We start from the raw sequence: 13,750 nt of genomic DNA, 5'->3' as shown, positions 1-13,750 counted from the left end.
ATAGACAATATTAGAAATGATTTTAGACCAAGTTTTACTTCATAAAAAATCAGAAAGTAAAAGTTTTAAAGATGCTCAATCATCAGAAAAACCTTTAAGGAGTGTAATAAAAGCTTTGAGTTGGAGAGTTGTTGGTACTTTAGATACGCTTATTGTTTCTTACGTGCTTACTGGAGAAATTGCTTTAGCAACCTCTATTGCCTCTATAGATTTTATAACAAAACTATTGCTCTATTTTTTTCATGAAAGAATTTGGAATAAAATAAAATGGGGAAAATAATGAACCTAGATTTAGATAAAATTAATAAAGAATTACAAGATAAAAGTCCATCAGAAATAATTTCTTGGGCTATTTCATTAGCTAAGAATGCTTTAATTACTACCAACTTTAGACCTTATGAAGTAGCTATTTTAAATGCGGTCACAGAAGTTGATAAGAACATAAAAGTAATTTGGTGTGACACTGGTTATAATACAGTACAAACTTATAAACACGCAGAAGAAATTATTCAAAAACTGAATTTAAACATTCAATTATATACACCAAAACAAACTGTTGCACATAGAAATGTAGTTTTAGGAGTGCCATCAATAGATGATGCAAAACATGCACTTTTTACAGAGCAAGTAAAGTTAGAGCCTTTTGCTAGAGCAATGAAAGAACATCAACCAGATTTTTGGTTTACAAACCTTAGAAAAGGGCAAACTGCATTTAGAAATAGTATAGATATTGTTTCTATAAGCAAAGACGGAATTTTAAAAGTGAGTCCTTTTTACCATTGGTCAGATGAACAATTAGATGCGTATTTGAAAGAAAAGAATTTACCAAATGAATTCACATATTTCGATCCAACAAAAGTAGAAAGTAACAGAGAATGTGGTTTACATATATAAAAGATATGATTATGAATCAAAACACAATACAAGTAGATGCTTTAGAAAGTGAAGCCATATATATATTTAGAGAAGTACAAGCGCAATTCGAAAAACCTGTGCTGCTTTTTTCTGGAGGTAAAGACAGTATCACATTAGTACGTTTAGCGCAAAAAGCATTTTACCCAGCAAAAATACCTTTTCCATTATTACATATTGATACTGGTCATAACTTTCCAGAAACTATAGAATTTAGAGATCGATTAGCAAAAGAATTAGGTGTAGAACTAATTGTAAGAAACGTACAAGATAATATCGATTCTGGAAGGGTAAAAGAAGAATCTGGTAGATATGCAAGTAGAAATATGTTGCAGACAGAAACCTTACTCGATGCTATTGAAGAATTTGGTTTTGATGCTTGTATTGGTGGTGCAAGAAGAGATGAAGAAAAAGCTAGAGCTAAAGAAAGAATCTTTTCTGTTAGAGACGATTTTGGTCAATGGGATGAAAAAAATCAACGTCCAGAGGTTTTTGATATGCTAAATGGACGAATTGATTTAGGCCAAAATGTACGTGTTTTTCCAATTTCTAACTGGACAGAATTGGATGTTTGGTCTTACATCAAACAAGAAGAAATAGAAATACCTTCTATCTATTTTGCACATAAACGTAAAACATTTGTAAGAGATGGTATGATTTGGTCTGCTGCAGATGAAGTAGTCTACAGAGATGAAGAAGAAAAAGTGGTTGAAAGAATGGTAAGGTTTAGAACTGTGGGAGACATGAGCTGTACAGCAGCAGTTTTGTCAGAAGCTATAGACATTACAAAAGTGGTTGAAGAAATTAGAGATTCCTCCATTTCTGAAAGAGGAGCAAGAATAGATGATAAACGTTCTGAAGCTGCAATGGAAAAAAGAAAACAACAAGGTTACTTTTAATCAATTTACCAAAAGAGAAAACAAAATGAAAGTATTAAAAATAGCAACAGCAGGTAGTGTAGATGATGGTAAAAGTACCTTAATTGGTAGAATTTTATACGATACAAAATCTCTTACAGATGATAAGTTAGAGGCTATAGAAGAAAAAAGTAAACAAAGAGGATTCGATTATTTAGATTTTTCTTTGGCTACAGATGGTTTGGTTGCAGAACGTGAACAAGGTATTACAATTGATGTTGCTCATATTTACTTTTCTACACCAAGCAAAAGTTTTATTATTGCAGATACTCCAGGTCATATAGAATATACCAGAAATATGGTTACAGGTGCTTCTACAGCTCAAGCTTCTATTGTTTTAATTGATGCTAGAAATGGAGTTGTAGAACAAACCTACAGACATTTTTTTATCAATAATTTATTAAGAATTAAAGATGTTGTAATTGCCATTAATAAAATGGATTTGGTTGATTATTCTGAAGAGAAATACAACACTATTAAGGGAGAAATTGAATACCTAGCTAGTAAAAGCGAATATAAAGGTCAGAATTTAACCTTTATTCCTTTATCTGCTCTAAAAGGTGATAATGTAGTTGAACCATCAGAAAATATGAGTTGGTATAAAGGCCAAACCTTAATGCATCATTTAGAAAATTTAGATACTAAAGATATTAATGATGAATCTCAAACACGTTTTCCTGTACAAACTGTAATCAGACCAAAAACAAACGAATTTCATGATTTTAGAGGATATGCAGGTAAAGTTTATGGTGGTGATTTAGAAATAGGTGAAGAGGTTGCTGTTTTACCATCAAAAATAAAATCTAAAATAAAGAGCATTCACTTTTTTGATAAAGAATATGCCAAAGCAAAAAGCGGAAGTGCTGTAACAATTACGTTAGAAGATAATGTAAATGTTAGCAGAGGAGATATGTTAGTTAAAGTTGCAGAAGAGCCCACAATTACCAAGCAATTAGATGCTACCATCTGTTGGATGGATAAAGACCTATTGCAAATTTCTCAAAAATATTATATCAAACATGGTGTAAATGATGGGCAAGCCAAAGTAACCAACTTGTCTAGCATTATTAAAACCGATTTTTCTGGTATAGAAGAAAATCCTGAAGCATTAGAATTAAATCAGATTGGAGATATACAACTAAAGCTGAGTAAACCTTTATTGGTAGACAGTTACAAAAAGAATAAATCTAATGGATCATTTATTTTAATCAATCCAAAAACAAACAACACAGTAGGTGTTGGTTTCATAAAATAAGAAAACAAAAAGAAGAAGTTTAAGAGATGTAAAGTTGATTAGAGTAGCTTTTCAACTTTATGCTCTTATAATTTAAACAAAAGTGCCATGCAAAGTTTTAGAACAGAAATAGAAAATCCAGTTGTAGAAAAAGATATTATTGAGTTAGCAGATAAAATTGCAGCATTCAATAATCTACAAATTGATGAAGAAAAATTTAGAAGTTTACGTTTAGCAAGGGGTGTGTATGGTCAGCGTCAGCAAGGAGTTCAGATGATTCGTATAAAATTACCTTATGGTAAAGTTAAAAGTCATCAACTAAAGAGAATTGCAGATGTTTCAGATGAATATTCTAGAGGTAGATTACATATTACAACACGTCAAGACATTCAAATTCATTATGTAGATTTGAATAGAACACCACAATTATGGGCAGAATTAGAAAGAGATAATGTAACTCTAAGAGAAGCATGTGGTAATACAGTTAGAAATGTAACAGCATCAGAAACTGCAGGGATTGATGTTAATGAACCTTTTGATGTTTCACCTTATGCAGATGCACTTTTTCGATTCTTTTTAAGAAACCCAATTTGTCAAGAGATGGGTCGTAAATTCAAGGTTTCATTTTCTGCTTCTGATGAAGATACAGGTTTATCTTACATGCACGATTTAGGTTTTATCGCTAAAATCGAAAACGGAATTCGTGGTTTTAAAGTAATGATTGGTGGAGGTTTAGGATCTCAACCAAGGCATGCAGATTTATTGTATGAATTTGTTGCTAGCGATAAAATAATTCCTTTAATGGAGGGTGTTTTAAGAATTTTTGATAGATATGGTGAACGTAAAAGTAGAGCCAAAGCTAGAATGAAATTCTTATTAAAGGATATAGGTTTAGATGCTTTTAGAGAATTAATTTTAAAAGAACAAAAAGCAATTGAATTTAAATCTGTAAAGATAGATGCTGATGCTTATGAGGTTTCAAAACCTGTTACTGTTAATGCTCCAAAAGTTGAAATTAAAGACCAAAAGGCTTTTGATTTATGGAAATCTACAAATGTAATTCCACAGAAACAACAAGGTTTTGTTGCAATCGGAATCAAAGTTTTATTGGGAGATTTTTATACAGACAAAGCCAGGTTGTTAGCAGATTTGGTAGATAAATATGCAGCAAGCGAAATTAGATTGTCTTTACGTCAGAATATTTTAATTCCATTTGTAAAAACAGACTTGGTACCTTTCTTTTATCAAGAATTAAAGAAATTAGATTTTGTAGAAGCAGGTTACAATAAGGCTGTAGATATAACAGCTTGTCCAGGTACAGATACCTGTAATTTAGGAATTGCAAGTAGTACAGGAATTGCAGAAGAGTTAGAAAAAGTTATTGCAAAAGAATATCCTCAATATTTAGAAAACGAAGATTTAGTAATAAAGATAAGTGGTTGTATGAATGCATGTGGACAACACAATATGGCTAATATTGGTTTTCAAGGGATGTCTGTTAGAACTCCAGAAAAATTAGTTGCGCCTGCATTACAAGTACTTTTAGGTGGTGGAAATTTAGGAAATGGTCAAGGTGTTTTTGCAGATAAAGTAGTTAAAGTACCAAGTAGAAGAGGACCAGAAGCAATGCGTAGAATTTTAGATGATTTTGAAGCAAATGCAAATGGCTTGCAGTTTGTAGACTATTACAAAGAAAAGGGTGAAAAGTATTTTTATAATTTTTTGAATGACTTACAAGACACTAGCAATTTAACACAAGAAGATTTTATAGACTGGGGAAATAATGAGGTTTATAAAAAAGAAATAGGAATTGGAGAATGTGCAGGAGTTGTTATAGATTTAATTGCTACACTGTTTTTAGAAAGCGAAGAAAAGATTGATAAAGCCAAAGAATCATTTGTAAATTCTGTGTATTCAAGTGCTATTTATCATGCATATAGTTCTTTAGTAAATTCAGCTAAAGCAATGTTATTGGCAGAAAATATTAAAACAAATTCACAAGCAAACATTATTAAGCAGTTTGATGAGTTTTATATCACTTCTTACAAAATCAATCTACAAGGTTCATTTTCTGATTTAATTTATCAGATAAATAAATATGCTCCTAAAGAAGAATTTGCCAAGAAATATATTAAAGATGCTGAGGTATTTTTAGAAAAAGTTAGAATTTTTAGAGAAGAGTCTGTAGCCAAAGCAGTAGTTAATAATTAGAAAGCATGAGATTAAGAAGACCAAAATTAACTGTTGTTGGAGCAGGACCTGGAGATGTAGATTTAATTACCCTAAAAGCAATTAAGGCCTTAAAATCTGCAGATGTTGTTTTGTATGATGCTTTAGTTAATAAAGAATTATTAGAGTATGTAAATAAAAAGGCAGAATTGATTTTTGTGGGTAAAAGACGTGGTTGCTATAAATATCAACAAGAACAAATCAACGATTTAATTGTTGCAAGAGCAAATTCTCATGGACATGTAGTTCGTTTAAAAGGTGGTGATCCTTTTATTTTTGGAAGAGGTGCAGAAGAAATGGAATTCGCTGCAAGTCATCAAATAGAAGTTGCTGTTGTTCCAGGTATTTCTTCGTCTTTAGCAGTACCTGCTTATCAAAATATTCCATTAACAAAAAGAGGAAGTGCAGAAAGTTTCTGGGTAATTACTGGTACTACAAAAGAACATAAAATTTCTGGTGATGTACAACTAGCAGCAAAATCGAATGCAACAGTTGTGGTTTTAATGGGCATGAGTAAACTACCTCAAATAGTTGCTTTATTTCAAAAAGAAGGAAAACAAGATTTACCTGTAGCTATCATTCAAGAAGGTACAACTTCTAGAGAAAAAGTGGGTATTGGTACAGTTAATACTATTTTAAATGTGGTTAAAGAGCAAGAGTTAAGTAATCCTGCAATTATTGTTTTAGGTGATGTTGTAAATCACAGAGCAATTTTACAAAGTGTGCAACAAGAAAATACAAAGGCTATAGCTGTTTAGGTTTTAGAAATGGAAAGAAATAATCTATATCCTGTTTTTTTAAAAACTAAAAACTTAAACGTTTTAATTGTTGGTGGTGGTTTTGTAGCAGAAGAAAAATTAACATTCCTGTTAAAGTCAAGTCCAGATGCAAAAGTTTTAATGGTTTCACCAATGTTTAGAGAGGGCACAATTAAATTAGCTAAAAAAGGCTGTGTTACTTTAGTGAATGATATTTATCAAAAAAAATATTTACAAGGCAGACATATAGTGGTTGCAACAACAGATGTTCCTGAAGTAAATGTTCAAGTTTGGAAAGATTGCAGGGCAGAAGCAAAGTTGGTTAATGTTGCAGATAATCCTCCATATTGTGATTTTTATATGGGTGGAATCGTAACTAAAGGAAATGTAAAAGTGGCTATTTCTACCAATGGAAAATCGCCAACAACAGCCAAAAGATTACGTCAGTTTTTTGAGGAAGTAATTCCAGAAAATATAGATGATTTGGTAAAAAATTTAAATAAATATAGAAAAACCATCAAAGGAGACTTTGAAGAAAAAGTAGAAAAGCTAAACGAATTCACAAAAAGTTTGGTTGAAAAATAAATAAGATTAAGAAAGATGATTACAACAGATATATTAATAATTGGAGCAGGACCAACAGGTTTATTCACAATTTTTGAAGCAGGTTTATTAAAACTAAAATGTCATTTAATTGATGCTTTACCACAACCTGGAGGTCAATGTTCAGAAATTTATCCTAAGAAACCTATTTATGATATTCCTGCTTATCCAGAGATTTTAGCAGGCGATTTAACAACAAAACTGTTAGAGCAAACCAAACAATTTGAGCCTGGATTTACCTTGGGAGAAAGAGCAGAAACAATCGATAAGTTAGAAGATGGAACCTTTATTGTAACTACAAATAAAGGTACAAAACATCATGCAAAAGTTGTTGCTATTGCTGGTGGTTTAGGGTCTTTTGAGCCAAGAAAGCCATTAATTGAAAACCTAGCAAATTTTGAAGATAAAGGTGTTGAGTATATTATTAAGGAGCCAGAATTATATAGAAATAAAAAGGTGGTAATTTCTGGTGGAGGAGATTCTGCTTTAGACTGGGCAATTTTTTTATCTGATGTGGCATCAGAAGTAACTTTAATTCACAGAAGAAATGAATTTAGAGGTGCTTTAGATTCTGTAGAAAAAGCGCAAGAATTAAAAAATTTAGGGAAGATAAATATCGTAACTCCAGCAGAAGTAAAAGGTATTTTAGGCGATGATAAAGTAACAGGTGTAGTTGTAGAAAAGAAAGGTGAAGATGGTTTTATTATTGATGCAGATCATTTTATTCCGCTTTTTGGATTATCACCAAAATTAGGGCCTATTGCAAATTGGGGCTTAGAAATTGAAAAAAATGCAATTAAAGTAAATAACGCTTTAGATTATCAAACTAACATTCCAGGAATTTACGCAATTGGAGATGTAAACACATATCCAGGTAAATTAAAACTGATTTTATGTGGTTTTCATGAAGCAACATTAATGTGTCAAAGTGCTTATAAAAGAATTTATCCAGATAAAAAATACGTAATGAAATATACTACTGTTGGTGGTGTAGAAGGTTTTGATGGTACAAAGAAAGAAGCACCAAAAGCAGTAATAAAGGCAATTCAATAATAGTTTGTTGTTAGGTTTGCGTAAATTTGTAGACAATATCAATAATTGACAAAAAGATGCAAGACATCAATATAAAAATTACGGACAGAGAGGGTAAAACACATGATATTGTTGCACCAACAGACATGTCTATGAATTTAATGGAGGTAGTTCGTTCTTATGAATTGGCAGAAGAAGGTACTATTGGTATTTGTGGAGGAATGGCTATGTGTGCATCATGCCAATGTTATGTAAAGTCAGATCATCAATTGCCAGAAATGACAGATGATGAAGATGCAATGCTAGCTGAAGCTTTTTATGTGGAAGATAATAGCAGGTTAGGTTGTCAAATTCAAATTACACCAGAATTAAATGGTTTAGAGGTAGAATTAGCACCAGAAAGTTAATCCTTTATGAAACATACAGACCAAATAATAGATAATACAAAATCAACTGTTTTTAAAAATTACAATATGTGTTTAAGAGATGCAGTTGAAGTTTTTACAAAACAATTGATAAACGATTTATTTGATGAAAATCATCTTTCAGAAAATGGTTCTGATACTAAGAGAAAGTTTTTATTAATACTTGAAAGATTGTCTGTAGAAAATGGAGAAGAATTATGGAGTAATTTTCAAAGTTCATTTGTTTCAATTAGAAAAAAGTTAGACTTAGATGCAGAAGCAGCTAATAGAAATGATCCTGCTGCAAAGAGTTTAGAAGAAGTTTATTTAGCATACCCAGGATTTTATGCAATTGCAGTCTACAGATTAAGTCATAAATTATTACAATTAGAAATTCCAATTTTACCTAGAATGATGAGTGAATTTGCTCATAGTACAACTGGTACAGATATTCATCCAGGAGCAGAAATTGGGGAGTCGTTTTTTATAGATCATGCTACTGGTATTGTAATTGGTGAAACCACTGTTATTAAAAATAACGTGCAGATTTTTCAGGGAGTTACTTTGGGTGGAATTCAAGTAAAAAAGAGTTTGGCGTTTACGAAAAGACATCCAACTATAGAAGATAATGTTGTTATTTATGCAAATGCAACAATTCTAGGAGGAGATGTAGTTATAGGCGCAAATTCTGTGATTGGTGCAAATGTTTGTGTTACAGAATCGATACCAATAAACTCAGTAGTTACTGTACAGAAAGAAAACAATATTTTTCAAAAAAGAATTTAAAATGCAGACAAAAAGTATCATAGATTTTGTAGGAAATACACCTTTGGTAGAAGCGCAAAATATTTTTAAAAAAGAAGGAGTAACACTACTATTAAAATTAGAAGGTAATAACCCAGGAGGAAGTGTTAAAGATAGAGCAGCTTATTATATGATTTCTGAAGCAATTAAAAGAAAAAATATAAAAAAAGGAGATACTTTAGTTGAGGCTACAAGTGGTAATACTGGTATTGCATTAGCATTAATGGCAAAAGTTTTGGGTGTAAATATGGTAATTACCATGCCAGAAAACTCTACCATAGAAAGAGTAAAAACAATGAGAGCTTATGGTGCAGAGGTTATTTTAACACCTGCAGATAAAGGTATGGAAGGTGCTATAGACCATGCATTAAGCTTAAAATATAAAAAGGGTTATTTTAGATTAAATCAGTTTGATAATTTCGATAATCCAAAAGCACACTATAAAACCACAGGTCCAGAAATTTGGAGAGATACAGAAGGTAAAGTAACTCATTTTGTTTCTGCAATGGGTACAACAGGTACAATTACTGGTGTTTCAGACTTTTTAAAAGAAAAAAATGATGAAATAACCATAATAGGAGCACAACCAAAAGATGGAGCAAGAATTCCTGGAATTAGAAAGTGGAAAAAAGAATACTTGCCAGCTATTTTTAATGCTAAAAAAATAGATCAAGTTTTAGAAGTAAGTGAAGAAGAGGCAAAAGCGATGACTATTCGTTTAGCAAGAGAAGAAGGTATATTTTCTGGTATGAGTAGTGGAGGCTCTGTAGCAACTGCTATTAAAATTGCTAATTCAATAGATAAAGGAGTTGTAGTTGCCATAATTTGTGATAGAGGAGATAGGTACTTATCTTCAGATATTTACGAATAAACTATAAAAAATAGAAAAAAGTTCGTTACTTTGTTTCGAAATTAGTTCATAAACTTATTAATACGTTATCACGAAAGGCAGAGGGATTAGACCCAGTGAAGCTTTGGCAACCTCTCAGAAATGAGAAAGGTGCTACATTCTACAATCTATTTCGATATTTTATCAAGTAGCTATTGACAGATAACAGAGAAAATTACACTTTTCCTGATGACATATTATATAATAAATAGATATGTCAAATATTTACAAAGCTTTACAAGAAAGAATTTTAGTTTTAGATGGTGCAATGGGTACCATGCTACAAGCCTATAAATTTACAGAAGAGGATTTTAGAGGAGAACGCTTTAAAGACTATCCAACTCCACTTCAAGGCAATAATGATTTACTTTCCTTAACTCAGCCAGAAGCCATAAAGACAATTCATGGTAAATATTTTGAGGCAGGTGCAGATATCATAGAAACCAATACTTTTTCAGGTACTACAATTGCTATGGCTGATTATCAGATGGAAGATTTAGTTTACGAGCTAAATTACCAATCAGCCAAAATAGCTAAGGAAGTTGCAGAAGAATTTACAGCAAAAGAACCACATAAGCCACGTTTTGTAGCAGGTTCTATTGGGCCAACAAACAGAACTGCAAGTATGTCTCCAGATGTAAATGATCCTGGTTACAGAGCTGTAACTTTTGATGAATTAAGAATTGCCTATAAACAGCAGGTAGAAGCATTATTAGATGGTGGTGCAGATATTTTATTAGTAGAAACTGTATTTGATACATTAAATGCAAAAGCAGCATTATTTGCTATTGAGCAAGTCAAAGAGGAAAGAAAAATAGCAATTCCTGTTATGTTAAGTGGTACAATAACAGATGCTTCTGGTAGAACTTTATCAGGGCAAACTGCTGAAGCGTTTTTAATTTCTGTTTCTCATATTCCACTTTTATCTATAGGGTTCAATTGTGCTTTAGGAGCCAATTTATTGCAACCTCATTTAGAAGCTATTGCCAGTAAAACTGATTTTGCAATTTCTGCACACCCGAATGCTGGTTTGCCAAATGCATTTGGAGAATATGATGAAACTCCAGAAGAAATGGGAGAACAAATAGAAGAATATTTAAAGAAAAATTTAATAAATATTATTGGCGGCTGTTGTGGTACATCTCCAGAACACATACGAGTTATCGCAAATATTGCTGCCAAATACAAACCGCGTAAAGTTTTAGAACTGGTAGATTAATGAAAGTGAAACAGACAAAATACATGCGCTTATCAGGGTTAGAACCTCTGATTTTAAACGAAAACAGCAATTTTATAAATGTTGGAGAACGCACTAATGTTGCAGGTTCTCGTAAGTTTTTGCGTTTAATTAAAGAAGAAAAGTTTGATGAAGCTTTAGATATAGCTCGTCATCAAGTAGATGGAGGAGCACAAATCGTCGATATTAATATGGATGATGGTTTAATTGATGGTAAAGAAGCCATGGTTAGATTCTTAAATTTAATTGCTGCTGAGCCAGATATTTGCAGAGTGCCAATGATGATAGATAGCTCTAAATGGGAAATCATAGAGGCTGGTTTGCAAGTAGTACAAGGTAAGTGTGTAGTAAATTCAATTTCTTTAAAAGAAGGTGAAGAGAAATTTATTTGGGAAGCAACTCAAATAAAACGTTATGGAGCAGCTGTAATTGTAATGGCTTTTGATGAAGTTGGGCAAGCAGATAATTACGAACGAAGAATAGAAATTGCAAAACGTTCTTATGATATTTTAGTAAATAAAGTAAACTTTCCATCAGAAGATATCATATTCGATTTAAACATATTTCCTGTTGCAACAGGTATGGATGAGCATAGAAAGAATGCTATAGATTTTATAGAAGCTACAAGATGGGTTCGTCAAAATTTAGAAAATGTTTCTGTCAGTGGAGGTGTGAGCAACGTATCATTTTCTTTTAGAGGAAATAATACAGTTCGTGAGGCAATGCACTCTGTATTTTTGTACTATGCAATTCAAGCAGGTATGAACATGGGTATTGTAAACCCTGCAATGTTAGAGGTATATGATGATATTCCAAAGGATTTATTAGAACATATAGAAGATGTAATCTTAGATAGAAGAGATGATGCAACAGAACGTTTATTAGATTTTGCAGAAACTGTAAAAGGAACTAGTAAAGAAAAAACGGTAGATTTATCTTGGAGAGAAAATCCATTACAAGAGAGAATTACCCATGCTTTAGTAAAAGGCATTGATGCTTTTATTATTGAAGATGTAGAGCAAGCAAGACAAGAAGCTACAAAACCAATAGAAGTAATAGAAGGCCATTTGATGATTGGTATGAATGTAGTTGGAGATTTATTTGGAGCAGGAAAAATGTTCTTACCCCAAGTAGTAAAATCTGCAAGAGTCATGAAAAAAGCTGTTGGTTATTTAAATCCTTTTATAGAAGCAGAAAAAGGTGAAGAGCAACAAGCTTTGGGTAAAATATTAATGGCAACTGTAAAAGGAGATGTACATGATATTGGTAAAAATATTGTGTCTGTAGTCTTAGGTTGTAATAACTACGAAATTGTAGATTTAGGTGTGATGGTTCCTCCAGAAAAAATAATTGAAACTGCAAAAAGAGAAAATGTAGATGCTATTGGTTTAAGTGGTTTAATTACACCTTCTTTAGATGAAATGGTGTATTTAGCCAAAGAAATGGAACGTCAAAATTTAGATTTACCACTTTTGATTGGTGGGGCAACAACATCCAAAGCACATACAGCTGTTAAAATTGATACACAATACAAAAATGCAGTTGTTCATGTAAATGATGCATCTAGAGCAGTAACTGTAGTTGGTGATTTGTTAAACAAGAAAACATCTAATACATATGTGGCTAAATTGAAGAAAGATTATGATGAATTCAGAACTAAGTTTTTAAAACGAGGTAAAGAAAAATCATATATTTCTATTAATGAAGCACGTAAACGTAAGTACAAAATTGATTGGAACTCTACAGAAATAGTAAAACCAAAAGAATTAGGTATTCAAACTTTAGAGCAATTAAGTTTAAAAGAATTAGTGCCATTTATAGATTGGAGTCCGTTTTTTAGAAGTTGGGATTTACATGGTAAATTCCCAGATATTTTATCGGATAAAATAGTGGGAGAACAAGCCAGTGTTTTATACAATGAAGCTCAAGAAATGATTAAGGAAATCATCGCAAAACAATTGCTAAAACCAAAAGCTGTTTTTGGTTTGTTTGAGGCAAATACCATTAATGAAGATGATATTTCTATCAAGAAAAAAGGAATTGAAGTAGCTGTTTTTAGAACTTTACGTCAGCAATTAAAGAAGAGAGAAGGTATTCCAAATATTGCATTATCAGATTTTGTAGCTCCAGAAGAATCAAAGAAAACAGATTATATGGGTGCTTTTTGTGTGGGTATTTTCGGAGCTCAAGAATTAGCAGAAAGTTACAAAGTCCAAGAAGATGATTATAATGCAATTATGGCACAAGCTATTGCAGATCGATTTGCTGAGGCTTTTGCAGAATATTTACACAAGCAAATTAGAACTAAACATTGGGGTTATGCATCAGATGAAACCTTGTCTAATGATGAATTAATTAAAGAAAATTATAAAGGAATTAGACCTGCTCCTGGTTATCCTGCTTGTCCAGATCATTTAGAAAAAGATACCATTTGGAGTTTGCTAGATGTAGAAAATAAAATCGGAGTACAATTAACCGAAAGCAAAGCAATGTGGCCAGCAGCTGCAGTTTCTGGTTACTATTTTGCAAATAAAGAAGCTAAGTACTTTGGTTTAGGTAAAATTACAGACGATCAACTCACAGATTACGCAAATAGAAAAGGCATTACTAAAGCAAAAGCAAGAAAATGGTTACACCCTAATCTAGCTGAGTAAAACAATACAATTAATTAACAATTATTTTTTTTAAAACTAACAAACATAAATAGAAGAAGTAAGATTTTTGCAGAAAA

General features: G+C 31.9%; 13 protein-coding genes and 1 riboswitch. All 13 genes read left to right on the top strand.

Annotated features, from left to right (window positions below):
* Positions 1–16: 16 nt before the first annotated feature.
* On the top strand, positions 17–280 hold the full coding sequence (locus LPB302_RS06825; protein WP_053974271.1) for a DUF2061 domain-containing protein: 264 nt from the start codon (positions 17–19) through the stop codon (positions 278–280).
* Positions 280–894, top strand: coding sequence for a phosphoadenosine phosphosulfate reductase domain-containing protein (locus LPB302_RS06820; protein ID WP_053974272.1), 615 nt, complete (start codon positions 280–282; stop codon positions 892–894). The genes LPB302_RS06825 and LPB302_RS06820 overlap by 1 nt, the downstream gene beginning before the upstream one ends.
* Before the next feature lie 11 nt (positions 895–905).
* Complete coding sequence (gene cysD / locus LPB302_RS06815; protein ID WP_176966458.1) at positions 906–1,811, top strand: sulfate adenylyltransferase subunit CysD; 906 nt, start codon at positions 906–908, stop codon at positions 1,809–1,811.
* 25 nt (positions 1,812–1,836) lie between these two features.
* A complete protein-coding gene (locus LPB302_RS06810) occupies positions 1,837–3,084 on the top strand; it encodes a sulfate adenylyltransferase subunit 1 (RefSeq protein ID WP_053975323.1) in 1,248 nt (415 codons plus the stop codon).
* An 87-nt stretch (positions 3,085–3,171) separates the two neighbouring features.
* On the top strand, positions 3,172–5,274 hold the full coding sequence (locus LPB302_RS06805; RefSeq protein WP_053974274.1) for a ferredoxin-like domain-containing protein: 2,103 nt from the start codon (positions 3,172–3,174) through the stop codon (positions 5,272–5,274).
* A 5-nt stretch (positions 5,275–5,279) separates the two neighbouring features.
* Positions 5,280–6,050 carry a uroporphyrinogen-III C-methyltransferase gene (gene cobA / locus LPB302_RS06800; RefSeq protein ID WP_053974275.1) on the top strand — a complete coding sequence of 257 codons (771 nt, stop codon included), beginning with the start codon at positions 5,280–5,282 and terminating at the stop codon, positions 6,048–6,050.
* A 9-nt stretch (positions 6,051–6,059) separates the two neighbouring features.
* On the top strand, positions 6,060–6,635 hold the full coding sequence (locus LPB302_RS06795; protein ID WP_053974276.1) for a precorrin-2 dehydrogenase/sirohydrochlorin ferrochelatase family protein: 576 nt from the start codon (positions 6,060–6,062) through the stop codon (positions 6,633–6,635).
* Between the two features lie 15 nt (positions 6,636–6,650).
* The gene (locus LPB302_RS06790; protein WP_053974277.1) at positions 6,651–7,706 is read left to right on the top strand and encodes an NAD(P)/FAD-dependent oxidoreductase; all 1,056 of its coding nucleotides are present in this window, start codon (positions 6,651–6,653) and stop codon (positions 7,704–7,706) included.
* Positions 7,707–7,762: 56 nt separating this feature from the next.
* Positions 7,763–8,092 (top strand): 2Fe-2S iron-sulfur cluster-binding protein, encoded by a 330-nt coding sequence (locus LPB302_RS06785; RefSeq protein ID WP_053974278.1) that lies wholly within the window; start codon positions 7,763–7,765, stop codon positions 8,090–8,092.
* A gap of 6 nt (positions 8,093–8,098) precedes the next feature.
* Positions 8,099–8,875 carry a serine O-acetyltransferase EpsC gene (gene epsC / locus LPB302_RS06780; protein WP_053974279.1) on the top strand — a complete coding sequence of 259 codons (777 nt, stop codon included), beginning with the start codon at positions 8,099–8,101 and terminating at the stop codon, positions 8,873–8,875.
* Position 8,876: 1 nt separating this feature from the next.
* Complete coding sequence (gene cysM / locus LPB302_RS06775) at positions 8,877–9,764, top strand: cysteine synthase CysM (RefSeq protein WP_053974280.1); 888 nt, start codon at positions 8,877–8,879, stop codon at positions 9,762–9,764.
* Between the two features lie 62 nt (positions 9,765–9,826).
* Positions 9,827–9,951, top strand: a riboswitch (SAM riboswitch).
* Between the two features lie 45 nt (positions 9,952–9,996).
* Positions 9,997–11,001, top strand: coding sequence for a homocysteine S-methyltransferase family protein (locus LPB302_RS06770; protein WP_053974281.1), 1,005 nt, complete (start codon positions 9,997–9,999; stop codon positions 10,999–11,001).
* On the top strand, positions 11,001–13,673 hold the full coding sequence (metH, locus tag LPB302_RS06765; protein WP_053974282.1) for a methionine synthase: 2,673 nt from the start codon (positions 11,001–11,003) through the stop codon (positions 13,671–13,673). The genes LPB302_RS06770 and metH overlap by 1 nt, the downstream gene beginning before the upstream one ends.
* Positions 13,674–13,750 lie beyond the last annotated feature (77 nt).

It is taken from the genome of Polaribacter dokdonensis (assembly GCF_024362345.1).
In the GTDB taxonomy this organism is placed as follows: Bacteria; Bacteroidota; Bacteroidia; order Flavobacteriales; family Flavobacteriaceae; genus Polaribacter; species Polaribacter dokdonensis.
This window is presented reverse-complemented; position numbering and strand designations above follow the sequence as displayed.

Excerpts from the sequence above, each read along its gene's own strand:
- LPB302_RS06825 (WP_053974271.1), top strand. The coding sequence starts at position 17 with ATGATTTTAGACCAAGTTTTACTTCATAAAAAATCAGAAAGTAAAAGT.
- LPB302_RS06820 (WP_053974272.1), top strand. The coding sequence starts at position 280 with ATGAACCTAGATTTAGATAAAATTAATAAAGAATTACAAGATAAAAGT.
- cysD (WP_176966458.1), top strand. The coding sequence starts at position 906 with ATGAATCAAAACACAATACAAGTAGATGCTTTAGAAAGTGAAGCCATA.
- LPB302_RS06810 (WP_053975323.1), top strand. The coding sequence starts at position 1,837 with ATGAAAGTATTAAAAATAGCAACAGCAGGTAGTGTAGATGATGGTAAA.
- LPB302_RS06805 (WP_053974274.1), top strand. The coding sequence starts at position 3,172 with ATGCAAAGTTTTAGAACAGAAATAGAAAATCCAGTTGTAGAAAAAGAT.
- cobA (WP_053974275.1), top strand. The coding sequence starts at position 5,280 with ATGAGATTAAGAAGACCAAAATTAACTGTTGTTGGAGCAGGACCTGGA.
- LPB302_RS06795 (WP_053974276.1), top strand. The coding sequence starts at position 6,060 with ATGGAAAGAAATAATCTATATCCTGTTTTTTTAAAAACTAAAAACTTA.
- LPB302_RS06790 (WP_053974277.1), top strand. The coding sequence starts at position 6,651 with ATGATTACAACAGATATATTAATAATTGGAGCAGGACCAACAGGTTTA.
- LPB302_RS06785 (WP_053974278.1), top strand. The coding sequence starts at position 7,763 with ATGCAAGACATCAATATAAAAATTACGGACAGAGAGGGTAAAACACAT.
- epsC (WP_053974279.1), top strand. The coding sequence starts at position 8,099 with ATGAAACATACAGACCAAATAATAGATAATACAAAATCAACTGTTTTT.
- cysM (WP_053974280.1), top strand. The coding sequence starts at position 8,877 with ATGCAGACAAAAAGTATCATAGATTTTGTAGGAAATACACCTTTGGTA.
- LPB302_RS06770 (WP_053974281.1), top strand. The coding sequence starts at position 9,997 with ATGTCAAATATTTACAAAGCTTTACAAGAAAGAATTTTAGTTTTAGAT.
- metH (WP_053974282.1), top strand. The coding sequence starts at position 11,001 with ATGAAAGTGAAACAGACAAAATACATGCGCTTATCAGGGTTAGAACCT.